Consider the following 23,498-nt stretch of genomic DNA (forward strand, 5'->3'; position numbering starts at 1 on the left):
CCGCAGCTGCGGTAGCGCGGACGCGCCGGCCGGGCGATGTGCGCCGACCGAGCACGGACGAGGCTCGAGGTCGACGGGAGCCGGGCAGCCGGCCCAGCGTGGCGACGGCGCCGCGTCGGTGCTCCCGCGCGGACTGGCCGCACCCCACCCGGGCGCGACCGCGAGAGGGGCGGAGATGTCGCAGCACGAGCCATCAACCAGGAGCCGGTTCACGGCGAACGAGTACCTGACCGTCCGCGTCGACCGCAGCCTGGAGCTGCTGCACCGCGACGCGTACGGGAACTTCGGCTGGGTGGTCCACGAGCGCGGCTCGATCGCGCCGGGCGCGCCTCAGGTCCATCTCACGCTCAGCCGTGAGCGGCGTATCAAGAACCGACCTGCCGTCGTGGAGCTGCAGCACCGGTGCGAGACCGCCCTTGCCGCCATCACGAGGATGGAGCGCGGCGTCACGGCGGCCGCGATGACCGTTGCGATCGTGGCGGGCATCGTCGGTTCGGCGTTCCTGGCGGGCTCGGTCGTCGCGCTGGACGCCGGCCTGGTGTGGCTGTCCATCCCGCTGGGCGTCCTGGGCCTCCTCGGGTGGGCAGCGGGCTACGCGTGCTTCGGCCGGGTCAGGGCCAGGAAGGCCGCCGAGGTCGCCCGCCAGATCGGCGACCTCTATGACGTCGTCTACGAGACGGGCGAGGAGGCCAGCCAGCTCCTGGCGTGACCCGCCTGCCTCCTCAGCGGCGCGGTGGTGAGACCAGGCCGGTCTCGTAGGCGAAGACGACCAGCTGGGCGCGGTCGCGTGACGCCGTCTTCATCATGGCCCGGTTGACGTGGGTCTTGGCGGTGGCAGGGCTGATGAACAGCCGGGCGCCGATCTCCTCGTTGGACAGCCCGACGGCGACCAGGGCCGTGACCTCCTCCTCCCGCGCGGTCAGCGGGTCGACGAGCGCTGCGCCTTCACGGCGCGGTACCGGCGCATGCTCGAGGAAGCGCGCGATCAGTGCGGTGGTGGCGAGAGGTGAGAGCAGGGACTCCCCGGCCGCGACGGTCCGGATGGCGGCCAGCAGCCCCGCGGGCTCCACACCCTTGCCGAGGAAGCCCGACGCGCCCGCACGAAGTGCCTGGACCACGAGGTCGTCGTCCTCGAACGTGGTCAGGACCAGGACGCGCACGCCCTGGAGCTCCTCGTCGGCGGTGATCCGACGGGTCGCCTCGATGCCGTCCATCTCGGGCATCCGAAGGTCCATGAGTACGACGTCGGCGCGCTCGGTCCGTGCCCGCAGCACGGCCTCGGTTCCGGTGCTCGCCTCGCCCGCTACCTCGATGTCCGCCGTGGAGTCGAGCAGAAGGCGGAAGGTGGCCCGCAGCAGGGCCTGGTCGTCAGCGAGAAGGACGCGGATGGTCATGGTGTCTCCGTCAGGGTCGGTGCGGGCGCGTCGGCCGTGGGCAAGGTGACGCGCACGGCGAAGCCGCCGCCCCGGAGCACCGCCGTGCTCCACGTGCCGCCGGCTGCGTGCGTGCGCTCGCGCATCCCGATCAGCCCGTGACCGGGGCCGGTGGACGGGGACCGCCGACGGGGATCGGGCGAGGCGCCGTTGCGCACGCGGATCCGGAGCTGGTCGGAGTCCCAGTCGAGGTTGACCTCGATCAGTGCGCCCGGCGCATGCTTGGCCGCGTTGGTCAGGGCTTCCTGCACCACCCGGTAGGCCGCGAGGTCGCCCCGCGCGGTCAGCGCCCGGGGCTCGCCGCTCACCGCGACGTCCACCTGGGAGCCGGCCGACCGCACCGCGTCCACCAGCTCGGGCAGGTGCTCCAGCCGCGGCGAGGGCGTGCGGACGGCGTCGTCGGCCTCGTTGGGCTGCCGAAGAAGGCCAACCGTTGCGCGAACCTCGTCCAGGGCGCTCCGGGTGTGCTCGGCAAGTCCGTGCAACGCGGTCGCGGCAGCCTCCGGGTCGGTTCGCACCAGGTACTCCGCGACCGCCGCCTGCGCGTTCACCAGAGTGAGATGGTGCGCCAGCACGTCATGCAGCTCCCGGGCGATGTGCAGCCGCTCGGCCTCGACGGCCCGCTGGGTCTGCTCCTCGCGCTCGCTCACCTCGCGTCCCAGGCGGTCCTGCCGGCCGGCGGCGAGGGCGCCGACCGCGGTGCCGCCGAGCACGAGGTTGAACATCGTCAGACACGTGGACATGAAGGTCCACACCTGCTCGTGGTTCACCACCAGGGCGACGGCCGGAAGCACGACGGCCGCTGCTGCTCCGGCCAGCCACGCTCGTCGCCGCGGCAGCCGGCGTGCCACGGTGAACGCCGCAACCACGGTGGCCACCGGGATCGGCTGGAACGCCGCCATCGGGATCGGCGTCTCCCACCCCGGCACGAGGGTGGGCTGCAGCGCCAGCTGGGTCGCCTCGACCAGGACCGTCGCGAGCAGCGCCGGCAGCGGCCACCGCGTCCGCACGGTCAGCGGCAGCCACGCCGCGACCGTGAACACGAGCAGCGCGGTCCCGGGGAACGTCGCGCCACCCTCGCGGTAGACCACCGCAGTCACCATGAGCACCAGCGTCGCGAGGGTGAGCGGGAGCCCCGCCGGCGCTGCACGCGAGCTGAGCCCACTCCGGGCAGCGCCGGCAGCGAGGTCCGCTGTGGTGCGCGGCTCCTGGGTCACGACTACGGCTCCTCGCTCTGTCGGTCGCCGATGGTCCAGCGAGGGTAGTTCTGACGGCGTCTCATCCTCGGCACCATGGCACTCGGCGTCGTCAGCCGTGTGCGGTAGCCCGATGTACCGCCGTTGCCGTACGCTCCCGCGCCGTCCGCTGCGCGGAAGCCGCCGCCATGATCGAGGCTAGGGCACGCGCCTGGTCTCGTACGCCCACATGGCGAGCTCCACCCGGTTCCGGGCTCCGAGCTTGGACATGAGACCGGCGAGGTGGAACTTCACCGTGCTCATGCTGATGTACAGCTCGTCAGCGATCTCGGCGTTGGTCCGTCCCCGTGCCACCGTCAGGAGCACCACCTCTTCGCGCTCGGTCAGGGGCTCGATCGGCTGCGCCGGGCGCGAAGCCAGGGGCCTCGTCGAGAAGCTGGCGAGGAGCCGAGCCGTGACACCGGGATCGATCAGCGCGTCACCCCGGACCGCTGCGTGAACGGCCTGGACCAGCTGGTCCGGTGCGGCGCCCTTGAGGAGGAAGCCTCGAGCCCCTGCCCTCAGTGCTCCGTAGACGTACTCATCGGTGTCGAACGTCGTGATCACCACGACGGCGATCGGGTCCGTGACGTCGGGCCCGGCGAGCAGCCGGGTGGCTTCGATGCCGTCCAGGTTCGGCATGCGGATGTCCAGCAGACACACGTCCGGTCGCAGTCGGCGTGCGAGGTCGACCGCTTCGCGCCCGTCGGCGGCCTGACCGACGACGTCGATGTCCGGCTGGCCATCGAGGATCGTGGTCAGCCCGGCTCGGATGATGCTCTGGTCATCGGCGATGACCACCCGGATCGTCATGTCGCGGGACCACGGCGGGGCAGGACGGCACGGACACCCCATCCGCCGCTGAGTCGCGGCCCAGCGCTGAACGTGCCGCCGAGCAAGGTGACCCGCTCGGTCATGCCGACGAGCCCGTAGCCGGCTGCGTTCGGGTTCGTCGGACGCGCACCGTCGTTGTCGACCGTCATCTCGACCTCCGTCGGGCCCCCGATCACTGCGACCTCCACCCGCGTGGCCTGTTGTGCGTGGCGTCGGGCGTTCGTGACCGATTCTTGCGCGACCCGGTACAGCGCTGCCTCCACGGCCGGGTGGAGGTTCGCCAGCTCGCCGCTCAACGCGACATCGACGTGAAGGGAGCCGGTGCTCCTCGCAGCCAGTCGTTCGATGTCAGCGACTCGACGCTGTGGCGCCATGGCTGACGGGTCGTCGCGGTCCCGGAGTGCGCCGACCATGGTTCGCATCTCGGCCAGGGTCTGGGCCGCCTCGCGGTCGATGATCTCGAGCGCTTCGGTAGCCCCGATGAGCGACGAACCAGATCGCGCGACGAACAGGCCGGCCTGGGCCTGGATCGCGATCGCCGAGACGTGGTGGGCGACGGTGTCGTGGAGCTCCCTGGCGAGCTGAGCCCGCTCCTCGAGCTTCGCCTGGTCGACCAGCTTCTCTCGAGCTGCGGCGCGATACCGGACCAGGACGCCCAGCACCGCTGCGAAGAGGACCACTGCCGCGCCGCCGATGGCGTCACTGGCGCCGGTGAAGTCGGTGAGCACACTGACGACGACAGCGAGGAGCATGATGCCGAGCCCGACGGCGGCGTCGCGACCGGCGCCCCACCTGAACAACGCGTAGGCGAGGACCAGAACGACCGCCCCGCTGTACAACACCACGGGTTCAGCGCCGGCCACGGAGGCTGCCACGTCGAGCACCGCAAGTGCGCCGAAGGCGAGAGCCACCGCGATCAGCGCATGGCTCCTCCGGTACAGGACCGCGACCGCCACGCCGCACCCCACGCCGACGGCGACCGGCGGCCACGTCAGGTCACGACGCAGGACCGCCTCGAGGGCGACACCCACCATCACGATCGCCGCGAGCGCCCAGTCGCGCCGCCCGCGAGCCGGAGGATCCTTGACGGCCGGCTCGACCCAGAGGGACATCGCTGCACTCCACACGATCTCAGAGTACGGACGACGTGGTGGAGCCGGAACGGCCGTTCGGCCAGTCCATGCCTGACTCATCGGCCAGGTCGAGGTGTGGCCGGACGGCTGGTGTCCTGCGACACCTCCCCCGCCAGGCTCGAGGTGCACGAAGTGACCGGACGAGGCAGGGGGTTCGACCAGTGAGCACCAATCGAACGACAGTCCTTCAGGACACGAAGGTCGATGTCAAGATCGTTCTTGCCGGCTTGTGGAGCTCGATGCTCTTCGTGTTCGCGTACGTGGACATCTTCGGATTCTGGCGCGCCGACGTCATCAACGGGGCTCTCGCCGGCAAGGTCCCAGGTGCGGGGTTCGGCATCGACCAGGTCTTCCTGGTCAACACAACGATCTACATCCTGATCCCGAGCCTCATGGTCGTCGTCTCTCTCGTGGCCCGATCGAGGGTCAACCGGATCACCAACATCGTCGTCAGCGTGATCTATGCAGCCACGGTGGCCGTGTCCGTCATCGGCGAGACCTGGACCTACTACGTCCTCGGCAGCGTCGTCGAGATCCTGCTCCTGCTCGCCATCGTGCGGCTCGCCTGGACCTGGCCGAGGCGCCCCGCCGTGTGAGCCGGCTCGGCGTCAGCGGCCGACGGTCTCCACCAGGCGCCACCCCACACCGACGGGAGACTCGCCCTCGGGCAGGTCGACCGCCGCGACGACGACGTTCGTCCCGGTGCCCGAGACCCTCTCCCACCTGCTGCCGTATGCGAGGTCCACCTTGGGCTCGGGTGGCTCGGGCGTCAGCGTGGCGTCCTCCAGGAGCTCGGTCGTGCCGTCCTCGCGGCCGGCGGTCCAGAACACCCCGGCGTGGGGGTGGTAGCTGGCCCACTCCCACTTCCACTGGCGCTGGACCTGCTCCCAGTGGCAGATGGTCTCCGTCGTCTCAGGCATGTGTGCCACCTCCCTCGTGCGCGCCGTCGCGCACGCGTTCCTCAGATCTTGGCACTGCCCACCCCCACTCGCGCAGGGGACCTACGACCTGACTCCGCCCGGTCGCCGGAACCCGTGCAGGCCGAGGTGGGTTCGGCCGACGGGAGCGACCGGGTCCGAGGTGCTCACGACGCACCCCGATAGCTGCTGGTCTCCAGCGCCGCGACGAGGCCGTCGACGAGGCGATCGAAGCTGCGGGCGACGGCACGCGGCAAGCCGAAGCCGCCAGTCGTCTCGAGCGTCACGAACCCGTGCAGCGAGGCTCGCATCGCGCGGGTGGCATCGATCGCGACCTCGCCGTCGAGGCCATAGCCCGACAGCACCCCGAACACCACCTCGACTGCTGCGGTGCTGGCCGCGAGGTCGTCCGCATCACCGGGTGCCGGGGCGCGGATCGTGGCGGCATAGCGCCCCGGGTGCTCGAGAGCCCACGCGCGATAGGCGAGACACACCGCGCGCACCGCGGCGTCACGCGACTTCCCCACTGCCGCGCGACCGAGTACGTCGGCGAGCTCGATCTTCGCGCGCACGGCGATGCTGCGCTGGAGTGCGTCCATGCCGTCGATGTGCTTGTAGAGCGAGGGCTGTCGTACGCCCAGGCTCTGGGCCAGGGCGGCGAGGGTGAGCTTGGGGAGCCCGACCTCGTCGGCGATCCGCTCCGCCTCAAGCACCACCCGGTCCTGGCTCAACCCGGCCCTAGGCACGGTGCGACACCTCGGCCAGGAACTCCAGGATCGCGGGCACGACGAGATCAGGTCGCTGCGACTGCGGGTAGTGGCCCGCCTCCGGCACCATCACGACGCGGGCGTCGAGGTGCGCGGCGATCCAGTCGGCTTCCGCCCTCGGGTCCGGGAAGTCCGGGTCGAGGTCGCCCATGACCACCAGCGTCTTCGCCTGCACCTCGCCGAGGCGGGCCTCGACGACCGAGTGGTCGAGCTGCGCCACGAGCCGCGCGAAGGCCTTGGCATGGCCGGTCCGCGACATGGCTGCCGCGACCGCGTCGAGATAGGTGCGCTGGTCGGGCGGCTGCTGACCGGCGTAGAGCTTGGGGAGGTAGGTCCTCCAGACCAGGCCGGCCCACGGGCGGAGCATCGCGAGGCGCATGAGCATCGTCTGCACGGCTCCGGAGGTGTTGCGGACGAACGGTCCGACCAGGACGAGACCGGACACGAGGTCGGCCCGCTCCGAGGCGGCGTAGGCAGCGGCGCCTGCGCCCATGGAGTTGCCGATGATGACGGCCGGACCGCCGAGCGCCTCGACGAGCGCCAGGACGTCGGCGGCGGTCTCGGCGTCGCCGTAGGCGGTGAAGCCGGTGTCGCTGTCGCCATGCCCGCGCAGGTCGGTGGCCACCACGCGGTAACCGGCGGATCGGAGCCCGGGGGCGAGGAAGCGGTAGGTCGAGCGAAGGTCACCCATGCCCGGGACGAGCACGACGAGCGGTCCTTCGCCGGACACGTCGTAGGCGATGCGGCCCTCGGCACGCGAGAGGTAGTGGGTGGTCGGGACTCCGTCCCGCGGGTTCGTCGTCATGTGGCTAATGTACATAGCCGCTGGGCTATGGTCAATAGCCGGACGGGCTACGCGACGGTCGGGTGGATCGCGGCGGCCCTGGACCTGGCTCGCCGACCCCAGCGACGGATGACGTACTCGGCGACCACGAGGTTGATGGCCCAGCCCGCGCCCAGGCTCACGTCGGTCGTGAGTGTGCCGGTGCCGAACGCCGCGTGTCCGACGCCTTGGGTGAACACCTGGGTGCCGGCGCCGAGGGCGAGGGCATACGCCCGTGTCAACCACGCCCGGTGGTGGGCCACGTCGCCGCGGCGGATCGCTGCGAGGCCGGCGACGACGCTGGCGGCCATACCGGACCCGAACGCGAGCCGGAACACCTGAGCCAGCTCGCCCGTACCGGGCTGGCGGGGGTAGAAGAGCGTCATCCACAGCGCCGAGAACGCGACGGCAAGGCCCAGAACCACGAGGACTCGTCCGGACCTCCGGTGCCAGGCCGGACGTCGGCGCCGGAGCTGCGCGGAGAACTGCAGGGCGCCGAGTGTGGCGTAGGCGACGGCACTGACGATGTGCAGGACGACCGGCAGCGGCGAGGCCGTCATGCGCGGGTTCGCCGGTAGGAGCTGCGGACCGCCGGCCAGATCGAGCAGACGGAGCGAGCCGGCGATGACCGGGATGAGGACCACGGTGAGCAGCGCGAACGGCACCCACCCGTCCCACCCGACCTTCCGGGCCGGACGGGTTGCCGTGGGGACGGTCACCTGGCGCCGACGGGGTCGAGCCGCGGGCCGGTCGTGGTGGTGATGGTCATGTCGAGCTCCCTGGTCCGAGGCTCCGTGGCCGGGCGCCACGGGACGACTCGACCGTAGGCAGGGGTGAGCACACCGGACCTCACCACATGATGTGACTGACAGGGTGAGATACCCGTGCTCCGGGGTAAGGATCCGCCGGTCAGTCCTGCTGGTGCAGCCGGGCGGTCTCGCGCGCGGTGATCTCGATCGACGCCGCGAGGTGTCGCTCGAGGAACTCCAGCTCGGCGTCGGTGTAGTCCGCGTACAGCTCCTGGAAGGCCTCGCCGATGCCGAGGTAGACGTTCTCGCCTGCGGCGAGCCCCTCGAGGTCGACGCTGACGACGACCTTGCGGCGGTCGGTGGGGTCCGCCCCCCGGCGCGCCAGGCCACGTCGCACGAGGCGGTCGACGACTCCCGTGACCGCGCCGGACGTGACGTGCAGCGCGCGCACCAGTGCGCCGGCGGTCTGCGGACCCTGCCGCAGCAGGATGCTCAGCGCCCGCATCTCCGTGAGGCCCAGGCCGTAGGTTGCCGCGGCCGCCTGCTGGAACAGTGCAGTCTGGGTCGCATCGGTCTCCGAGAGGAGCTGGAGGCGCTGGAGGCGGTCGGCACGGTCCATGCAGGTATCTTGGCAGATGAGTCTCTTAGTGACTAAGATACCGTGATGATCACCTCACCGGATGGAACAGCCCTGCGCGTGCACTCGATCGGCACGGGACCGGGGCTCGTCGTCGTGCACGGCGCCATGCAGAGCGGGACGAGTCAGCTCGAGCTCGCCCGCCTCCTGGCCGACACCCGCACCGTGCACCTGCTCGACCGCCGCGGCCGGGGCGGATCAGCACCGGCCCCAGGGACGTCGACCGAGGTCGACGACCTTCGCGCGGTCCTGGTCGAGACGGGCGCGCGTGACGTGCTCGGCATCAGCTCAGGCGCGATCATCGCCGCACGGACCGCGCTCGCCGGCGGCGAGGTCCGGCGCCTCGCCCTGTTCGAGCCCCCTCTCGCGATCGGCACGTCGGTGCGGCTCGACCTCCTGCCCCTGTTCGACGCCGCGCTCGACGCCGGGGACGTGCCGCGCGCCATGGCCATCGCGATGCGGCTCGCCGAGATGGGACCGCCGTGGATGTTCCGTCTCCCGACCGCACTGCTGGCCGCAGCGTCGCGCCGCATGCTCACGGCCGACGACCGGACGCCGTTGACCGCCGGGCGGGCCCACGTGCGCGAGCTGGCGCACGCCTTGCGGGCCGACTTCGCGATCGTCCGCGAGAACGCCGACCGACTCGAGGAGCTCGCGGCGATCGACGTGCCGACCCTCCTGCTCGACGGCACCGCGACCCGCCCGTACCTGCGTGCCGCCGTCGCCGGCCTGGCCAGGGTCATCCCCGGCGCACGGCACGTCGAGCTCGTCGGCCTGAACCACGCCGCGACCCAGGACCGTGCGGAACGTGGTCGTCCCGACCTCGTCGCACCCGTGCTGCGCGAGTTCTTCGCTGCGTGAGATGGACGTCGTCCCGGGCCCGAGGACGATCACCCGACCACCCTCAGGTGGCGCCATCCTGCAGCGCCCGGAACATCCCCCGGGCGGAGGGCGGAGGAGGAAGGGGCCCGGCGCCGGGCGAGCGGAACGACTGGAGCATGTACTCGGCCAGGCGCCGCGACGCCTGCGGGTTGCCGTTCGTGGAGCGGACGAGTCCGGCGTTGGCCATGAGCAGCATCACCAGGTCCTGGTGCACGAAGTCGTGCCGCAGCGCCCCGACGTCCTTGGCTCGCCGGACAAGCCTGGTGAATGCACGAAACGCGCGCGAGCGCTGGTCGTCGAACGCCGGTCGCGGGGCGAGGGCGAGGATGTCGGCGAACCCCGCGTCCAGGGACTGCATCTCGCAGATGGCGCGGACGTAGTCGCAGAACGCGACCCACGGGTCCTCGACGTCGAGGGCCGCTTCGGCCGCGCCGGCGTACGCGTCCATCTTGGCGGTGAACGCGGCGGCGACGAGGTCGTCGGTGGCGGGGAACCGGCGGTACAGGGTGGCGATCCCCACGCCGGCCGCGCGGGCGATGTCCGTCGTCGCGACGTCCAGGCCCTGCTCGGCGAAGGCCTGCCGGGCAGCCGCCAGGATGCGGGCGCGGTTGCGCTCGGCGTCAGCCCGCAACGGCTCCGCGTCGCTCGAGCCCGATCGGTTCGCGGTCACGCAGCCACCCTAGCGGCGAAGTGGAATACCTCCTCCGTTTGACGCGTTGGCGTCGGTGAAACTGGAATCAGTCCTCCACTTGAGCTCTAGGAGCGTCCCATGCGCGCAGTTGCCCTCACCGAGTTCGGCTCCGCCCCCGAGGTCCGAGACGTCCCCATCCCCGAGCCCGCCGAGGGCGAGGTGCGGGTGCGCGTGCACGCCGCCTCCGTGAACGGCTTCGACCTGGCCGTGGCGGCCGGCTACCTCAACGGGATGATGGAGCACCGCTTCCCCGTCGTGCTCGGCAAGGACTTCGCCGGTGCCGTCGACGCGGTCGGCGAGGGCGTCACCGGGTACGCGGTCGGTGAGCGCGTGTTCGGGGTGGTGACCAAGGCGTTCCTGGGCGACGGCTCGTTCGGCGAGCTCGTCACCGTCCCGATCGCCGTCGGCCTGGCCAGGCTGCCCGAGTCGGTCAGCTTCACCGACGGGGCCGCCCTCGGGCTGGCCGGCACCGCCGCGGTCGACGCGGTCGACGCAGCCCAGCTCGAGCCCGGGCAGGTCGTGCTGGTGACCGGCGCCACCGGCGGGGTCGGCAACCAGGCCATCCAGCTCGCGGCGCACGCGGGTGCGACGGTGATCGCCACAGCCCACTCGGTCGAGGAGCAGAGCCTGGTCACAGGCCTGGGCGCCGCCGAGGTCGTCGACTACAGGCAGGACGTGGCGGCGCAGGTCTTGGCCGCCCACCCGGGCGGGGTCGACGCGATCGTCCACCTCGCAGGCGACGGCGCGGCGCTCCTACCGGCGCTGCGCGACGGCGGCCGGTTCGCCTCGACGCTGCTCGGCTCCCCCGACCAGCTGCCCACCCAGACGGCGACCGTGGCCCCGGTCTACGCCACACCGACGACCGCGACCTTGGACCGCCTCGCGCAGAACAGTGCCGACCAGCACACCACCGTGACGATCCAGAAGATCTACGACCTCGACGAGGTGGCGCAGGCGTTCGCCGACTTCGGCGCAGGCACCCGAGGAAAGCTCGTCCTCACGATCGCCTGACCCACCCGGCACACCCACGCGGCGGGGATCATGGCACACCCGACCCCCGCCGCGCGTCCCAGAACGGATCGGTCCGTGGACCTTGGCGACTTCCCACCACCCTCAGCCGTGGATCGTGACGACGTAGCCGTCAGGGTCGGCGAAGGCGAACGTGCGCCCGAACGGACCGTCGAACGGCGGCGTCAGTATCGGCACGCCGGCGGCGGCGAGCTGATCGTGCAGCCCCTGCGCGTCGGGGCTGTGCAGCCACAGCGCCACCCCCAGCCCCGGCCGGGCGACGGAGTCGAGGTCGACGCCGGGCAACGGGTTCCGCACGGCGAAGGGGACGGGTGTCGTGGCGAAGACCACGGCGTCGGGCGGGCTCACCGGCGCGCGCCGCAGGCCGAGGTGGTGCTCGTAGAATGCGGCCGCAAGCCCCAGGTCGCGCACCTGCAGGGCGATGAAGTCGGGTCCGGTCACGGTCATGATGGCCTCCTCGTGGATGTCAATGTCCTGACATCTATACTCTATGTCAAGATACTGACATGACGAAAGAGCGGACCGTGGGACCGGTCGAGGATGCCGTGGGCTACGTCCTCAAGCAGGCCGCCGTGGCGCTGCACAACGCCATGGATCTGGAGCTGCGCCCCCTGCACCTGACCGTGTCGCAGTACTCCTGCCTCGAGCTTCTCGGGCAGCGCCCCGGGATGTCGAACGCCGAGCTGGCCCGTGGCGCCTTCGTCAGCCGGCAGTCGATGAGCGTCGTGCTCCGCGGCCTCGAGGAGCGCGGCCTGGTCAGCCGACCCGCGACCGCGCCGCGCGGGCGCGAGCTCCCGACCGTGCTCACCGGGGCTGGTCGCGACAGGCTGCTCGCCGCGAGCGTGGCCGTGCACGGCGTCCAGCAACGCATGGGTGCCGGGATGACGCCCGCCCAGCAGAGATCGCTGCTCGAGGCCCTGGCCGCGTGCGTCCGCAACCTGGCCGGCGGCTGACCCCCTGGGTAGTCATGGGCCTGGAACGCGTACCGGACCCCGCGACGCTCCTGGAGGACCTGATGGACACGACCACCACACGCGCCGCTGCCCACACACCCGACGACCTCCAGGAGCTCACCACGCTGTGGGACAGTGACGCCACCGAGACCAAGGCACGCGCAGGCCAGCTGATCCTCGACGGGCAGACCCCGCCGGTGGCTCCCACCGGCACGCCCGTGGCCGACAGCGCGTCCTGAGCCGTACCGCCTGGCATCCTGACGACCCGCTTCGCGAGGAGACGAGCATCACCGTGCACGAGCTATCACTGCGCACCGGTTTCGAGATCGAGCTGCTGGCGCCCGCCGGATCCGACCGGATGGTGCTCGCGGAGGAGATCGCCGGACGCTGCGACGGGCGGGTACGGCGCTCCTTCCACACCGACAGCGAGCCGGCAGCGGTCCCGGGCGTGGGTGTCTTCCGGCACCTGTCCCCGGCGTTCGACGTGGTCGACGCGCACGGACACCCGGTGGCGAGGCTCGTGGACGACATCACGATCGAGGCGGATCTGGCTGCGGTGCCCGGGCGTCCCGGGCACCGCGGCTGGTACCGCATTCTCTGCGACGACGCCCGCATGCTCCGTCTGATCGAGCGGCACGCCGACCCTGACGCGCCGCTGGCGACCGTGCTGCAGCCGGTCGCCGACCTGTTCGGCGTGCGCGTGGACGTCTTCGCCGCAGCGGCGCGGGTCAACGACGCCAGCGGCGCCACCGTCGCGGCAGCCATGCCCTTGCCGGCCGGGCGCGAGCGCCCCTGCGAGGTCATCACTCCCCCGCTGATCGCCGGGCACGGGCTTGCGCTGGAGCGGCTCCTGGCTCCGGCGCGCGAGCTGGGCTTCACCGTCCCGCAGGAGGCCGCGGTCCACCTGCACGTGGACGGCGCACCGTTCCGTCAGCCGGACGCCTTCGCCAATCTCGTGCGCCTCTTCGGGAGCTGGCGCGAGGTGCTGTGGTCGGCGCTCGACACCAACCCCGCCTGCCGGCGGCTGGCCCCGCTGCCCGAAGCCCTGGTGGACCTCGTGGAGCTCCCGTGGCAGGACGCCGACGACCGCTCCGGCTGGGCTCGCCTGCAGGAGGCGGCGCGGGCGGTCGGAGTGACCAAGTACGCCGACGTCAACCTGACGCAGCTGCTGAGCAAGCGCCCGGTGCGCGACACCGTCGAGGTGCGGATCCTGCCGGGTGCCATCGACGGCACCGTCATCGTTCGGCGAGCCGCCGTCGTGGAGGCCCTGCTGACCCGCTGCCTCGACCCGCGCCCGCTGCCTCGACCTGGGGCGGGCGCGGTGCGAGACCCGCGTGCCGCGCTGGATGACCTGGTCGCGGTGCGCCGGTGAGCGCGGCCATCGGTGCGGCCGGCCTGCAGAAGAGCGGTCTGGCCCGGTGGGCGTAGTAGCTGCGTGGATGACCACCGTGTGGGCGACCTCGACCTTCACGCACCCGTGCCGGTGGCATTGCGTTCGGCGATGATCCGCTCGGCGACCTCGACGGCCACGTCCAGGCTCGTCGCCATGTAGCGCCGCCAGAGCGGCACCAGGACGTGGCGGACCAGCGCGGTGCGGCGCGGCAACGGCTTGAACTCGTACGCCCAGCGGATCAGCGTGCCGTCGCCGTCAGGCGTGTACGTCCACTCCCCTCGCACGCCCGCGATCAGACGTCCCAAGACATTGGTGAATCCCACCAGCGTGTACGCGAAGCTCGACGGACGGGTGTGCTCCACGATGGTCTCCGTCGCGGTCGACCCATCAGTCAGATCAGGGTTGCGTGAGGCCCCCACGTGGTCCCATTCTCCCGTCTGGTTCGTCGAGCCCCGCACGCCCGGAAAGATCCCGTGCCAGCCCTTGAAGACCAGTGAAAGGTCGATCGGCGCGATCCCGTCGAATGCATCCTCGGGCCGAAGCGCCGTGCGCGCCTGGACAGTGGACGGGACCGTCGTGTCGTGGGCAGAAATCAGCGTCATGATCATTCGCTCCTCATGTTCTTGGTGGTCCCAGTGATCAGCGTGGCCGTCACGCCGTGATCGTCGTCGAGGCGGAGGTGGGCAGGAAGTGCCCCGTTCTTCCTAGGGACCGGCAGTACCTGGCTGTGGGTGCGTCGCGCCGCGATACTGGGCGGGTGAGCGGACCCGGAGAGTTCGGCGTCGCCCTGCACGGCTGGCGGGACCGGGTCACCCCCGAGATGGTCGGGCTGCCGCCTGGCAGCCCGCGCCGGGCGGTCGGGCTCAGGCGCGAGGAGCTCGCTGCGCTGGCGGGGATCTCGGTCGACTACATCGTGCGCCTGGAGCAGGGGCGCGCGACCGCGCCGTCGACGGCGATCCTCACCGCGGTGTCCCGCGCGCTGCGGCTGTCCCCGCCGGAGCGCGCGCACCTGTTCCTCCTCGCAGGTCAGCCTCCCCCGTCGCAGGGGCGGGTATCGGCTCATCTCCCGCCGAGCGTGCAGCGGCTCAATGACCAACTCGATGCCACTCCGGTCAGCGTGTTCGACGCGGCCTGGACCCTGATCACCTGGAACCGGCTCTGGGCCGCCCTCCTCGGGGAGCCGCCGCCGGCGCGCGGTCGGGAGCGTAACGTCATCTGGACCCACTTCACCGGTGGGCGTAGTCGCGTCAGTCAGACCATCGAACAGAAAGAGCACTTCGAAGTGGCCATGGTGGCCGACCTCAGGTCCGCGACGGGCCGCTACCCCACCGACGGCGACCTGCGCATCGTCGCCTACACGGCTGCCCCGGGCAGCGATGCGGCCGCAAGGCTCAGGCTCCTCGCCGTCGTCGGCACGCAAGACATGGCCGAGCCGGCAGACCCAAGGCACGCGCAGGCCGGCTCATCCTCGACGGCGAAGACCCCGGCCGCGAAAGTCCGGTAGCTGAGCGAACCGACGACGACGCCTGCCTCCTGGTCCGCCACCCGACCCGGCCGTAGCAGTGCCGCCCGTTCGCGTCGAGTCCTAGGTGCCGTCGTCGACCGGCCGGAACTCGCCCGTACCGGGGTGCTGCGCCTGCCGGATCAGCGTCGTGACCTCGGCGTCGTAGAGCAGCGCCGGGTCGATCCCGACCGAGGCCAGGTGGTGCCCCAGCTCCAGGCTGATCACTCCGTGCAGCCGGGTCCAGCAGGTCAGCCCCAGGGCGAGCACCCCCAGGGGCATCGCGTCACGTTCGGCCCAGGCCCGGAGCTGTTCGAGCAGCCGGGAGCCGTCCGGGTCGCCGTCGGCGTCGGACCCCGCCGTGGTCCCGGCCGGGGCGAGGGCGGCGAGAGAGTCCAGAAGGACGCCCATGCTGCGAGAGGCGGCGGGGATGGTGCGGTCGGGGGCGAGGTCCTGGCCGGAACCGCTCGTGGTCTGGAAGATCAACCGATAGGCGTTCGGCTGCGCGAGCGCCCAGGCACGACAGGCAGATGCCACCGCGGTGAACCGCTCTACGGGTGTGCCGGGGCGGGCCCCGGCGGCGTCGAGCGCGTCGGCGAGTGAGTCGTAGGCGTCGACGACGACGTCGGCCAGCAACGCCTCGCGGTTGTCGAAGTAGCGGTAGATGGCCGCGGGTGACATCGCCATGGTGCGGGCGATGCCCTTGAGCGAGACCGCGTCGGGTCCCCCGGCGGCGACCTGCTCCATCGCGAGCGTCTTGATCTCCTCGCGCGTCTGCTCCCGTCGCTGCTCGCGCCGGCTCGGCCGCGTCGTCGCTGACGTCATGCGTGCCACCTGTTCCGTTGATCGATGGTTGACATCGTAACACCCGGTATTTACTGTGAGCCCCAGTCACTTCGCAATGGCCATTCGCATTCTTCCGACGCAGTGAGGACATGGGGCCATGACCAGTCACGAGGAATCCCGCACCGAGGCCGCGACCGAGACCGTCACCGAGATCGTGCTGCCTGGCATCGTCGAGCCGGACGGACTGCTCGTCCGCCGGCGACCGGTGCCTTCCCCCGCCGCGGGCCAGGCACTGGTGTGCGTGGAGGCGACGGGGGTCTCCTTCGCCGAGCAGGGGATGCGCCGGGGCCGGTATCCGGGCCAGCCGAAGTTCCCGTTCGTGCCCGGCTACGACCTCGTCGGCACAGTCGCCGCAGTCGGGACCGGCGTCGACGCCGCCCTCGTGGGAACCCGGGTGGCCGCGCTCACCAAGACCGGCGGCTGGGCGACCCACGTCCTTCTGACCGCCGCCGACCTGGTCCCCGTCCCCGCTCGCCTTGAACCGGTCGAGGCAGAGACCGTCGTCGTCAACGGGCTGACCGCCTGGGGCCTCCTGCACCGCACGGCCCGGGTCCGCCGCGGTCAGACGATCCTGGTGCACGGCGCCAACGGGGGGGTCGGCACCGTGCTGGCTCAGCTCGCCCGGCATGCCGGAGTGCGGGTGATCGGTGCCGCTTCCCCGCGACACCACGACGCGCTGCGCACGCTCGGTGTCGAGCCGGTCGACTACGCCGACCTCGACGCCCTGGTCGCCCGGGTGCGGGAACTGGCCCCCGGCGGGGTGGACGCGGTGTTCGACAACATCGGCGGGGCCACCCTGCGTCGCTCCTGGCAGCTGCTCGCTCCCCGCGGAACCCTGGTCAGCTACGCCCTCGCGGCCGCGGCCAAGGGCTCCGGCGCCCTGGTGCCTCAGTTCGTGGCCGTGCTGGCCCGGCTGGCGTGGTGGAACACCCTGCCGAATGGCCACCGGGCGACCTTCTACGACGTGTGGAGCGGGCGGCGCCTGCGCCCGGCCCGCTTCCGCGCTCGCCTGCACGAAGACCTGGGTGTGGTCCTCGGCCTGCTCGCCGACGGCATCCTGAGGGCGGAGGTGGGCGCCCGCTTCCCGCTCACCGAGGCCGGCGAAGCGATGCGGGTGGCGGAGTCGCACACCGTTCGAGGCAAGGTCGTCCTGATCCCCTGACTCCCATCCCCCGCGAGGACTACCGACGATGTCCGCACTGCGGCCGACGAATCTCGGCGTCGGCCGCGCCTAGCGTCGCGGTAGCGCCGGGAGGCCCGGCAGCAGCAACTCGTCCAGGGAGAAGCACATGACCGAGAGCGTCGACGTACACGATGGCCGTGACGCCACCTCCCACTCGTCCGAGCCGACCACGAAGACCCGGCGCGGGCCATCGGACCGCTCGCAACAGGCCGGCGTGATCGTCATCACCGCCGTTGTCGGGATGTTCGTCGCTCTGAACATCCACGAGCTGGGCCACACCGCTGTCGCGTGGCTCGCCGGCGACCACAACGCCTCCTACGAGCTGCGCTGCGAGCCCGCCGGATTCGGCTGCAACCACTTCGACGCCACGGGGATGAGCACGTTCGCGAAGGCCGCAGTCACCCTCGGTGGCATCCTGACCACACAGATCATCACCTGGTCGCTCGTCCTGCTTCGCCGCCGCGCCGGCCGACGGTGGCGCTCGGTGCTGACTCCGCTGATCGCCGTCTTCGCCATCGACCTCGTGCTGCAGTTCGCGCAGGCCGCGTTCACCCCGCTCCCGGAGTACGACCTGACCAAAGTGGACCTCACCGCCTTGGCCACACTCCTGGGCTGGTCGCAGTCCTTCTCGCTCGGTGTCTTCATCGCCGGCGCCGTCGGCTACATCGCGGTGTGGGTGCGCCTGGGCTACCGTGCCCGATCATGACCAGCGGATCGGGGTGGGCACGGCCGTTGCCGACCGGCCGTCAGCGGCGCTGGGACCTCGCGGTCGGCGTCCTGCTGGCGGCCGGCGTGGCCGTGAGCACCGTGCTGTCGCGCAGCGTCGGCATCGACCCCGGCTCGCTGCGCCCCGGCCAGGGCGAGGAGCTGGCCTGGGCGCTCGCCGTCGGCCTGCCACTGTGCCTTCGTCGCCGCTTTCCCCTGGTCGTGCTCCTGACCTGCACAGTCGCGTTCATCGGCTTGCAGGTGCGATTCGTCGGCGACTCCACGGTGAGCTCGATCTGCCTGGCCGCCGCTGTCTACACCGCTGGCGCCTGGGGCCGCGACCGGCACCGCGCGACCGTCGTGCGGATCCTGGTCGTCGTGGCACTGTTCGCCCTCCTCGGGTACGCGTTGAGCACGAACACCTGGTCGACGCTGAACGGGCTGGCGGCCGAGCGCGACGCCGGACCGCTGCCTGCGATGACCGCGTCCGCGCTCTTCGCGATCGGGATGAACATCCTCTTTCTCGCGGGCGCCTGGACGTTCGGGGACGCTGCGTGGGTGCAGACCCGCCAACGGATGGAGCTGGCCGAACGAAACCGCGAGCTCCAGGTCGAGCGCGACGAGAACGCGCGCAATGCGGTGATCGCCGAACGGTTCCGCATCGCCCGCGAGCTCCATGACGTCGTCGCACACCATGTGAGTGCCATGGGCGTGCAGGCGGGCGCCGCCCGGCTCATGCTCACCCGCGATCCCGCCGCCGTCGGACGCGCGCTCCTGTCGATCGAGCTGTCCGGCCGAGACGCGATCGAGGAGATGCATCGTCTCCTCGGGGTTCTGCGTGACGGTGAGCAACCCCCGCAGGCGGCGCCGGCTGCGGGCGTCGAGCAGCTCGCAGCGCTGGTGGGGCGACCCTACGGAGCCCTCTGTGCCACCTACACGGTGGACGGCGAACCGCGCGAGCTTCCCCAGTCGCTGTCCATCTCGCTGTACCGGATCGCACAAGAGGCGTTGACCAACACGCTGCGGCACGCGAACGCGTCGAAAGTCGACGTCACCGTGCACTACAGCACCACGACGGTCGAGCTCACCGTGGCCGACGACGGACCTGCCGCCGCCGATCGCGCGGCGACCGCGCCGCCGGCACAGGACGCGCAGCACACCGAGAACGGACGGGCCCGCGGCGGGCTGGGGCACATCGGGATGCGCGAGCGGGTAGCCCTGCACGGCGGCACGCTCCAGGTCGGTCCAGATGGTCGTGGCTACTCCGTCCGGGCCCGGTTTCACCTGCCATGACCACGATCCTGCTCGCCGACGACCACGGGCTCATCCGTGGCGGCATCCGGATGATCCTGCAGAGCGAGGACGACTTCGAGATCGTCGGCGAGGCCGCGGACGGGGCCGAGGCTGTCGATCTGGCTCGATCACTGCGACCCGACCTGGTGCTGATGGATGTGCAGATGCCAGGCCTCGACGGGCTCGAGGCCACCCGGCAGATCGTGGCTGCGGGTGACTGCGCGGTGCTCATCCTGACGACATTCAACCGTGAGGACTACCTGTTCCAAGCCCTCCAGGCCGGCGCGAGCGGCTTCCTGCTCAAGAACTCCCCACCGGAGGATCTGATCAGTGCAGTCCGGGTGGTCGCGCGCGGCGACTCGCTGCTGGCACCGGAGCTGACCCGACGGCTGTTCGACCAGTTCATGGCCCGGCCGGCCGCTTCGCAACGCCCGGATCTGCTCAATCTGCTCACCGAGCGGGAGGAGCAGATCCTGCGACTGATGGCCAACGGAGACAGCAACGCCGAGATCGCAGTCAAGCTGTTCGTCGGTGACGCAACCGTGAAGACCCACGTGTCAAGGGTGCTCAACAAGCTCGGGCTACGGGATCGGGTCCAGGCAGTCGTGTACGCGTACGAGACGGGCGTCGTGTCGCCAGGGGACAACCCACCCTGAGCCCGGCTTGCGTCGCTTCGCTGTACCGGATCAGCCGGGCCGCGGAGAGCCCCACACGACTGAGGTTCCATTCGTCGTCGACACCATCGACCTGCCGGCCGGCGTGACGAGCGCATCCTCTGGGACCCCCGATGGGGCCGGTCACGACGGTCGGGCGAGCGCGAGGGCGGGCGGCGTCCGCAGGGCCTGGCGGGTGGGCAGCTCGATGGCGAGGAAGGCGATCGCACACACGACGACGGCCACCACGGGCAGCAGCCACCCCGGCCCAGCGGGCCACGGCCGATCGACGAAACCAAGCCCCAGCAGAGCGAGCGGGACGGCGGACAGCGCCACCCCCGTGACGACCGCGACGACACTGGCCAGCGCCGCCTCACGCCGCATCATCATGCGGACCTGCCGCGGTGTGGCCCCGGCGAGCTGGAGCGTGGCGATCTCGTTGCGGCGCTGCAGGGTGCTCGCGACGAGCTTGTTGGCGACGCCGAGCAGGAGGTACGCGAGCAGCACCCCGAGCACCGCGACGTTGATCCACAGCTCCTTCGGGACACCGCCGAGGCCGGCCGGCGCGGCATCGGCACCGGATGCCGACTCACCGCCGGCCACGTCCACGACGAGGCCCGGCTGCGAGCCCGCGAACGCCGCGAGGGCGTGCGCGGCCGCAGGTGTGCCGTCGGTGCGGATCAACGCGCTCTGGTCGAGGACGGCGGTGTGGCCGGCGGCAAGGTCGCGGGAGAGGACGACCGGGCCGAACGCGAGACCGCGGGTGTACACGGCGACGACACGTGCCGCCACGCGCGCGCCGTCGCCGAGGACGAGGTTCACGGTTGCGCCCAGCGAGGTCTTCTTGGACCTCGCCGACTCGGTGTCCACCGCAACCGTGGCCCCGGTCAGATCGGCCAGGCTGCCGGACCGCACGCCGAGGTCGAGCACGGCCGACGCATCGGGAGTGAGGATCAGGGCGCTGGCCGGCTCCACCTCTTCCTCGCCCATGAGGGAGGAGGGCCACAGCACGGTGGTGGTGCCCACCGGCGCCGCGGCCTCGACGCCGGGCACGGCCCGGACCGAGGCGAGAGCGTCGTCGGGCAGCCCGCCGAGATCGGGGGCGCTCAGGGTGGCCTGGGCAGTGGTCCCGTCACGCAGGTCGCTCGTTGTGGCGGCGAGCACCGTGGTCTGCGTGAACGTGTAGGTGAGGGTGAACACGACGAGCAGCGCGAGCGTGCTGACGGCCGCGCCGGCGCGGAGCGCGTACGCGTGGCTGTTGGCGACCGCGAGCCAGCTGGAGGCCGAGGCTCGGGCCGGGAGCCGGCGCCCGAGGATGCGGGTGATCCGGCTGATCAGCAGCGGTCCGAGCAGCGCGAGGCCGATCGCGGCGAGCATGCCTGCGAGCGCCGTGCCCGCCGCGCCGACCTGTGTCCGGCTGAGCAGTGGGGTGACCGCTGTCGCAGTGGACCCGACGATGAGCAGCACACCCGTCAGGGCTCGGGACCTGGACGGGGCGCGAGGTTCGCTGCGTGACTCCGCGACCGCCTCGGTCGCGGGCAGCCGGGAGGTGCGCGAGGCAGCACTGCGTGCCGCGACCTGCACGACACCGACCAGCAGCAGCACGGTCGCGACCGCCGGCAGCGGGCCGAAGCTCAGCGGGAGCGTGGCCGGCAGGAGGCCGGAGGTCACCAGCAGCGCTCGGAGCTGTTCAGCCAGCAGGTATCCGAGGGCGACGCCGGGCACCATCGCGACCAGTGCGACCGCCGTGGCCTGCGTCGCGGCGACGGTGCGGATCTGGCGTGGGGTGGCGCCCACCGCGCGCATCAGCGCGAAGTCTCGCCGCTGGGCGCTGAACGAGACCCCCAGCGCACCGGCCACGATGAATCCGACGACGAGGAGCGAGACTCCACTGAGCGAACCCGCGATCAGCGGGAGGGCGTTGCGACCGGCCAGCGCCGCAGGGGACTCGGCGTCGCCGCGGGCCGACCCGGCGGACACCACCAGTCCCTGGTCGTGCACGACCTCGCGGGCGGCAGCGGCGACGGACTCGGCGGCACCCGGTGCCGTGCGCAGCGCGACGACGTCGACGACCGGTGCGCCGCCCGCGTCGCGACCGGCGATCCGCGCCGCTGTGGCGTCCTCGAAGTAGATCCCGGCAGTGCTCGCGCCGAGCACCCCCGAGACGCGGTAGGTCGCCGAGACGCCGGCGACGACGACCACGATGTGGTCACCCGGACGGACGCCGGCGCTCGCCGCGATGCCCGCGCCCACGGCGACGTCGTTCGCCCCGGCGGGAGCTGAGCCGTCCAGGGGTGGGCTGTCGCCCTTCTCGCCGGCGAGCATCGCCGCGGAGGACCAACCGTGCCCGCCGACCTTGGCGTCACCGGCAGGGATTGCGTGGCCGTCACGGTCGACGACGGCCGCCGGGAAGCTCAGGTCGCCGACCGCGAGGGTGACGTCGGGCAGCTGGGCGAGCCGGCCGACGACGTCCAGGGGCACCCGGGCGCGCTCGGGCAGCACGGTCGCGATGTCGCCGGCGGAGCCGTAGGTCTGGTTGGCGCTGACCAGGACGTCGGCCCCGCCGAATCGTTCGACACTCACGTGCGAGCGGAACCCGGAGTCGGCGATGACGCCGACGGTTGTGACGACGGCGGCTCCACCCAGGAGGGCGAACGCAACGGCGAGCAGCGCGGCGACCCGATGACGGGCCATGATCAGGGCGAGACGCAGCATGGCTGTCCCACCTCCAGCATGGTGATGCGGCGAGCGAGGTCAGCCGCGGTCGGGCTCACGAGCGTGTCGACGATGCACCCGTCGGCCATGACCTCGACGCGGTCCGCCCTGGCGGCGGCGGCCGGGTCGTGGGTGACCATGACGACCGTCTGGCCGAGACCGTCCACGAGATCACGCAGCAGGGCAAGCACCTCGCGCGCGGTGACCAGGTCGAGCGCACCGGTCGGCTCGTCGGCGAACACGACCGCGGGCCTCGCGGCGAGCGCCCTCGCGATCGCAGCACGTTGCTGCTGGCCGCCGGACAGCTCCGCCGGGCGGTGCGCCAATCGCTCGGTCAGGCCGACCCGCGCGATCAGGGTGCGCAGCCAGGCCTGGTCCGGTGTCTGACCGGCAAGCCGCAGCGGCAGCGTGATGTTGTCCGCGATGCTCAGGGAGGACACCAGGTTGTAGGCCTGGAAGACGAAGCCGACCCGGCTCCGACGCAGCTCGGTGCGACGGGTCTCGTTCAGGGTGCTGATCTCGGTGCCGTCGATGAATGCGCGCCCCGTGCTCGGCGAGTCCAGGCCGGCCGCGCAGTGCATCAGCGTGCTCTTGCCGGATCCCGAAGGACCCATCACAGCGACGTACTCGCCACGCTCCACCGTGAGGGACACGTCGTTGAGCGCCCGGACCCCTCCCGGGTAGGTCTTGGTGACGTGGGAGAGCGCGACCGCGGGCTCTGGTGGGCCTGTGTCCGCGGTGCGGGTGGCCTGGGAGGTGGCGTCCGAGGCGTGCGGCGCGCTCATCGAGTTGCGTGCGAGTAGTGGTCGACAACGAGCGCGATGACGCACGCGAGGGTGAGCAGCCCGAAGCCGACACCGATCAGCATGTTGATGCCCACGGACGACGTGACGACGTTCGCGGCTGCGCTGGCCGCGAGCGCGACCCACAGCACGGGGCGGCGCAGGCCGCCCCGTGTGCCGGCGGACGGCTCTGGCCGTGGTGCCCGGCTGCTCTCGCCGATGTCGTAGGGGTTCGGCATGGTGTGCTCCTTGTGCGATGGGTTGGTCTGTGTGCCATCGACGCTACGAACCACGACTGCTCGCCACGATCCCGCCACCAGGTCAGAACGGGTACAGCAGGCTGT

At 71.6% G+C, this 23,498-nt stretch carries 28 protein-coding genes; 12 read left to right on the top strand and 16 right to left on the bottom strand.

Annotated elements, in window-relative coordinates; translation table 11 throughout:
• Nucleotides 1-175 precede the first annotated feature (175 nt).
• Nucleotides 176-709: a hypothetical protein gene (locus tag K415_RS22455; protein WP_024285558.1), complete on the top strand. Its 534-nt coding sequence runs from the start codon at nucleotides 176-178 to the stop codon at nucleotides 707-709.
• Nucleotides 710-722: 13 nt separating this feature from the next.
• On the opposite strand, the gene K415_RS0102645 is transcribed toward K415_RS22455, so the two are convergent.
• From K415_RS0102645 to K415_RS0102660, 4 genes are all read right to left on the bottom strand, one after another.
• On the bottom strand, nucleotides 723-1,394 hold the full coding sequence (locus K415_RS0102645; protein WP_024285559.1) for a response regulator transcription factor: 672 nt from the start codon (nucleotides 1,392-1,394) through the stop codon (nucleotides 723-725).
• Entirely contained in the window at nucleotides 1,391-2,650 is a 1,260-nt protein-coding gene (locus K415_RS0102650; RefSeq protein ID WP_024285560.1) for a sensor histidine kinase, read from the bottom strand. Before K415_RS0102650 ends, K415_RS0102645 begins: the two co-directional genes overlap by 4 nt.
• Before the next feature lie 177 nt (nucleotides 2,651-2,827).
• On the bottom strand, nucleotides 2,828-3,481 hold the full coding sequence (locus K415_RS0102655) for a response regulator transcription factor (RefSeq protein WP_024285561.1): 654 nt from the start codon (nucleotides 3,479-3,481) through the stop codon (nucleotides 2,828-2,830).
• Nucleotides 3,478-4,614: a sensor histidine kinase gene (locus K415_RS0102660; RefSeq protein ID WP_029663018.1), complete on the bottom strand. Its 1,137-nt coding sequence runs from the start codon at nucleotides 4,612-4,614 to the stop codon at nucleotides 3,478-3,480. The genes K415_RS0102655 and K415_RS0102660 overlap by 4 nt, the downstream gene beginning before the upstream one ends.
• Before the next feature lie 182 nt (nucleotides 4,615-4,796).
• On the opposite strand from K415_RS0102660, the gene K415_RS0102665 reads away from it, so the two are divergent.
• Nucleotides 4,797-5,231 (top strand): DUF6326 family protein, encoded by a 435-nt coding sequence (locus K415_RS0102665; protein WP_024285563.1) that lies wholly within the window; start codon nucleotides 4,797-4,799, stop codon nucleotides 5,229-5,231.
• A 12-nt stretch (nucleotides 5,232-5,243) separates the two neighbouring features.
• Here the strand turns inward: K415_RS0102665 and K415_RS0102670 are convergent, their stop codons facing one another.
• From K415_RS0102670 to K415_RS0102695, 5 genes are all read right to left on the bottom strand, one after another.
• The gene (locus K415_RS0102670) at nucleotides 5,244-5,555 is read right to left on the bottom strand and encodes a hypothetical protein (RefSeq protein ID WP_024285564.1); all 312 of its coding nucleotides are present in this window, start codon (nucleotides 5,553-5,555) and stop codon (nucleotides 5,244-5,246) included.
• A gap of 164 nt (nucleotides 5,556-5,719) precedes the next feature.
• Nucleotides 5,720-6,265 (bottom strand): TetR-like C-terminal domain-containing protein, encoded by a 546-nt coding sequence (locus tag K415_RS0102675; protein WP_231494808.1) that lies wholly within the window; start codon nucleotides 6,263-6,265, stop codon nucleotides 5,720-5,722.
• A 25-nt stretch (nucleotides 6,266-6,290) separates the two neighbouring features.
• Entirely contained in the window at nucleotides 6,291-7,124 is an 834-nt protein-coding gene (locus K415_RS0102680; protein WP_024285566.1) for an alpha/beta fold hydrolase, read from the bottom strand.
• A 47-nt stretch (nucleotides 7,125-7,171) separates the two neighbouring features.
• Nucleotides 7,172-7,807, bottom strand: a complete 636-nt coding sequence (locus tag K415_RS0102685) for a DUF2306 domain-containing protein (protein ID WP_081785159.1) — start codon at nucleotides 7,805-7,807, stop codon at nucleotides 7,172-7,174.
• A 244-nt stretch (nucleotides 7,808-8,051) separates the two neighbouring features.
• Nucleotides 8,052-8,510 (bottom strand): MarR family winged helix-turn-helix transcriptional regulator, encoded by a 459-nt coding sequence (locus K415_RS0102695; protein ID WP_024285568.1) that lies wholly within the window; start codon nucleotides 8,508-8,510, stop codon nucleotides 8,052-8,054.
• Nucleotides 8,511-8,555: 45 nt separating this feature from the next.
• Here K415_RS0102695 and K415_RS0102700 point away from each other — a divergent pair, with 45 nt between their 5' ends.
• Nucleotides 8,556-9,389, top strand: a complete 834-nt coding sequence (locus K415_RS0102700; protein WP_024285569.1) for an alpha/beta fold hydrolase — start codon at nucleotides 8,556-8,558, stop codon at nucleotides 9,387-9,389.
• 43 nt (nucleotides 9,390-9,432) lie between these two features.
• On the opposite strand, the gene K415_RS0102705 is transcribed toward K415_RS0102700, so the two are convergent.
• Entirely contained in the window at nucleotides 9,433-10,080 is a 648-nt protein-coding gene (locus tag K415_RS0102705) for a TetR/AcrR family transcriptional regulator (protein ID WP_029663023.1), read from the bottom strand.
• 99 nt (nucleotides 10,081-10,179) lie between these two features.
• Here K415_RS0102705 and K415_RS0102710 point away from each other — a divergent pair, with 99 nt between their 5' ends.
• On the top strand, nucleotides 10,180-11,112 hold the full coding sequence (locus tag K415_RS0102710) for an NADP-dependent oxidoreductase (protein ID WP_024285570.1): 933 nt from the start codon (nucleotides 10,180-10,182) through the stop codon (nucleotides 11,110-11,112).
• 102 nt (nucleotides 11,113-11,214) lie between these two features.
• Here the strand turns inward: K415_RS0102710 and K415_RS0102715 are convergent, their stop codons facing one another.
• The gene (locus tag K415_RS0102715) at nucleotides 11,215-11,577 is read right to left on the bottom strand and encodes a VOC family protein (protein WP_024285571.1); all 363 of its coding nucleotides are present in this window, start codon (nucleotides 11,575-11,577) and stop codon (nucleotides 11,215-11,217) included.
• 59 nt (nucleotides 11,578-11,636) lie between these two features.
• Here K415_RS0102715 and K415_RS0102720 point away from each other — a divergent pair, with 59 nt between their 5' ends.
• From K415_RS0102720 to K415_RS0102730, 3 genes are all read left to right on the top strand, one after another.
• Complete coding sequence (locus K415_RS0102720) at nucleotides 11,637-12,083, top strand: MarR family winged helix-turn-helix transcriptional regulator (protein WP_024285572.1); 447 nt, start codon at nucleotides 11,637-11,639, stop codon at nucleotides 12,081-12,083.
• Nucleotides 12,084-12,145: 62 nt separating this feature from the next.
• On the top strand, nucleotides 12,146-12,322 hold the full coding sequence (locus K415_RS0102725; RefSeq protein ID WP_155859333.1) for a hypothetical protein: 177 nt from the start codon (nucleotides 12,146-12,148) through the stop codon (nucleotides 12,320-12,322).
• 53 nt (nucleotides 12,323-12,375) lie between these two features.
• Complete coding sequence (locus tag K415_RS0102730) at nucleotides 12,376-13,455, top strand: amidoligase family protein (RefSeq protein ID WP_024285574.1); 1,080 nt, start codon at nucleotides 12,376-12,378, stop codon at nucleotides 13,453-13,455.
• A gap of 95 nt (nucleotides 13,456-13,550) precedes the next feature.
• On the opposite strand, the gene K415_RS0102735 is transcribed toward K415_RS0102730, so the two are convergent.
• A complete protein-coding gene (locus K415_RS0102735) occupies nucleotides 13,551-14,084 on the bottom strand; it encodes an SRPBCC family protein (protein ID WP_024285575.1) in 534 nt (177 codons plus the stop codon).
• A gap of 149 nt (nucleotides 14,085-14,233) precedes the next feature.
• Here K415_RS0102735 and K415_RS0102740 point away from each other — a divergent pair, with 149 nt between their 5' ends.
• Nucleotides 14,234-14,980 carry a helix-turn-helix transcriptional regulator gene (locus K415_RS0102740; protein ID WP_024285576.1) on the top strand — a complete coding sequence of 249 codons (747 nt, stop codon included), beginning with the start codon at nucleotides 14,234-14,236 and terminating at the stop codon, nucleotides 14,978-14,980.
• Nucleotides 14,981-15,061: 81 nt separating this feature from the next.
• Here K415_RS0102740 and K415_RS0102745 read toward each other — a convergent pair whose 3' ends face one another.
• Nucleotides 15,062-15,802 (bottom strand): TetR/AcrR family transcriptional regulator, encoded by a 741-nt coding sequence (locus tag K415_RS0102745; protein WP_024285577.1) that lies wholly within the window; start codon nucleotides 15,800-15,802, stop codon nucleotides 15,062-15,064.
• Nucleotides 15,803-15,920: 118 nt separating this feature from the next.
• Between K415_RS0102745 and K415_RS0102750 the strand changes: the two genes are divergently transcribed.
• The 4 genes from K415_RS0102750 (at nucleotide 15,921) to K415_RS0102765 (ending at nucleotide 19,660) form a co-directional block, all read left to right on the top strand.
• The gene (locus tag K415_RS0102750) at nucleotides 15,921-16,985 is read left to right on the top strand and encodes a medium chain dehydrogenase/reductase family protein (protein ID WP_024285578.1); all 1,065 of its coding nucleotides are present in this window, start codon (nucleotides 15,921-15,923) and stop codon (nucleotides 16,983-16,985) included.
• A 127-nt stretch (nucleotides 16,986-17,112) separates the two neighbouring features.
• Nucleotides 17,113-17,712: a hypothetical protein gene (locus K415_RS0102755; protein WP_024285579.1), complete on the top strand. Its 600-nt coding sequence runs from the start codon at nucleotides 17,113-17,115 to the stop codon at nucleotides 17,710-17,712.
• Entirely contained in the window at nucleotides 17,709-19,004 is a 1,296-nt protein-coding gene (locus tag K415_RS0102760) for a sensor histidine kinase (protein ID WP_029663029.1), read from the top strand. The genes K415_RS0102755 and K415_RS0102760 overlap by 4 nt, the downstream gene beginning before the upstream one ends.
• Nucleotides 19,001-19,660, top strand: a complete 660-nt coding sequence (locus K415_RS0102765) for a response regulator transcription factor (protein WP_024285581.1) — start codon at nucleotides 19,001-19,003, stop codon at nucleotides 19,658-19,660. The genes K415_RS0102760 and K415_RS0102765 overlap by 4 nt, the downstream gene beginning before the upstream one ends.
• Before the next feature lie 141 nt (nucleotides 19,661-19,801).
• On the opposite strand, the gene K415_RS0102770 is transcribed toward K415_RS0102765, so the two are convergent.
• Genes K415_RS0102770 through K415_RS21340 form a run of 3 tightly spaced genes read right to left on the bottom strand, consistent with a single transcriptional unit; the run spans nucleotide 19,802 to nucleotide 23,393 of the window.
• Complete coding sequence (locus K415_RS0102770) at nucleotides 19,802-22,372, bottom strand: ABC transporter permease (protein ID WP_024285582.1); 2,571 nt, start codon at nucleotides 22,370-22,372, stop codon at nucleotides 19,802-19,804.
• The gene (locus K415_RS0102775) at nucleotides 22,354-23,157 is read right to left on the bottom strand and encodes an ABC transporter ATP-binding protein (RefSeq protein WP_024285583.1); all 804 of its coding nucleotides are present in this window, start codon (nucleotides 23,155-23,157) and stop codon (nucleotides 22,354-22,356) included. Before K415_RS0102775 ends, K415_RS0102770 begins: the two co-directional genes overlap by 19 nt.
• Nucleotides 23,154-23,393, bottom strand: coding sequence for a hypothetical protein (locus K415_RS21340; protein WP_024285584.1), 240 nt, complete (start codon nucleotides 23,391-23,393; stop codon nucleotides 23,154-23,156). Before K415_RS21340 ends, K415_RS0102775 begins: the two co-directional genes overlap by 4 nt.
• Nucleotides 23,394-23,498 lie beyond the last annotated feature (105 nt).

The sequence above is a fragment of the Cellulomonas sp. KRMCY2 genome, from assembly GCF_000526515.1.
Classification (GTDB): Bacteria; Actinomycetota; Actinomycetes; order Actinomycetales; family Cellulomonadaceae; genus Actinotalea.

Excerpts from the sequence above, each read along its gene's own strand:
- K415_RS22455 (WP_024285558.1), top strand. The coding sequence starts at position 176 with ATGTCGCAGCACGAGCCATCAACCAGGAGCCGGTTCACGGCGAACGAG.
- K415_RS0102645 (WP_024285559.1), bottom strand. The coding sequence starts at position 1,394 with ATGACCATCCGCGTCCTTCTCGCTGACGACCAGGCCCTGCTGCGGGCC.
- K415_RS0102655 (WP_024285561.1), bottom strand. The coding sequence starts at position 3,481 with ATGACGATCCGGGTGGTCATCGCCGATGACCAGAGCATCATCCGAGCC.
- K415_RS0102660 (WP_029663018.1), bottom strand. The coding sequence starts at position 4,614 with ATGTCCCTCTGGGTCGAGCCGGCCGTCAAGGATCCTCCGGCTCGCGGG.
- K415_RS0102670 (WP_024285564.1), bottom strand. The coding sequence starts at position 5,555 with ATGCCTGAGACGACGGAGACCATCTGCCACTGGGAGCAGGTCCAGCGC.
- K415_RS0102680 (WP_024285566.1), bottom strand. The coding sequence starts at position 7,124 with ATGACGACGAACCCGCGGGACGGAGTCCCGACCACCCACTACCTCTCG.
- K415_RS0102695 (WP_024285568.1), bottom strand. The coding sequence starts at position 8,510 with ATGGACCGTGCCGACCGCCTCCAGCGCCTCCAGCTCCTCTCGGAGACC.
- K415_RS0102700 (WP_024285569.1), top strand. The coding sequence starts at position 8,556 with ATGATCACCTCACCGGATGGAACAGCCCTGCGCGTGCACTCGATCGGC.
- K415_RS0102710 (WP_024285570.1), top strand. The coding sequence starts at position 10,180 with ATGCGCGCAGTTGCCCTCACCGAGTTCGGCTCCGCCCCCGAGGTCCGA.
- K415_RS0102715 (WP_024285571.1), bottom strand. The coding sequence starts at position 11,577 with ATGACCGTGACCGGACCCGACTTCATCGCCCTGCAGGTGCGCGACCTG.
- K415_RS0102720 (WP_024285572.1), top strand. The coding sequence starts at position 11,637 with ATGACGAAAGAGCGGACCGTGGGACCGGTCGAGGATGCCGTGGGCTAC.
- K415_RS0102725 (WP_155859333.1), top strand. The coding sequence starts at position 12,146 with ATGGACACGACCACCACACGCGCCGCTGCCCACACACCCGACGACCTC.
- K415_RS0102735 (WP_024285575.1), bottom strand. The coding sequence starts at position 14,084 with ATGATCATGACGCTGATTTCTGCCCACGACACGACGGTCCCGTCCACT.
- K415_RS0102745 (WP_024285577.1), bottom strand. The coding sequence starts at position 15,802 with ATGACGTCAGCGACGACGCGGCCGAGCCGGCGCGAGCAGCGACGGGAG.
- K415_RS0102750 (WP_024285578.1), top strand. The coding sequence starts at position 15,921 with ATGACCAGTCACGAGGAATCCCGCACCGAGGCCGCGACCGAGACCGTC.
- K415_RS0102755 (WP_024285579.1), top strand. The coding sequence starts at position 17,113 with ATGACCGAGAGCGTCGACGTACACGATGGCCGTGACGCCACCTCCCAC.
- K415_RS0102760 (WP_029663029.1), top strand. The coding sequence starts at position 17,709 with ATGACCAGCGGATCGGGGTGGGCACGGCCGTTGCCGACCGGCCGTCAG.
- K415_RS0102765 (WP_024285581.1), top strand. The coding sequence starts at position 19,001 with ATGACCACGATCCTGCTCGCCGACGACCACGGGCTCATCCGTGGCGGC.
- K415_RS0102770 (WP_024285582.1), bottom strand. The coding sequence starts at position 22,372 with ATGCTGCGTCTCGCCCTGATCATGGCCCGTCATCGGGTCGCCGCGCTG.
- K415_RS0102775 (WP_024285583.1), bottom strand. The coding sequence starts at position 23,157 with ATGAGCGCGCCGCACGCCTCGGACGCCACCTCCCAGGCCACCCGCACC.
- K415_RS21340 (WP_024285584.1), bottom strand. The coding sequence starts at position 23,393 with ATGCCGAACCCCTACGACATCGGCGAGAGCAGCCGGGCACCACGGCCA.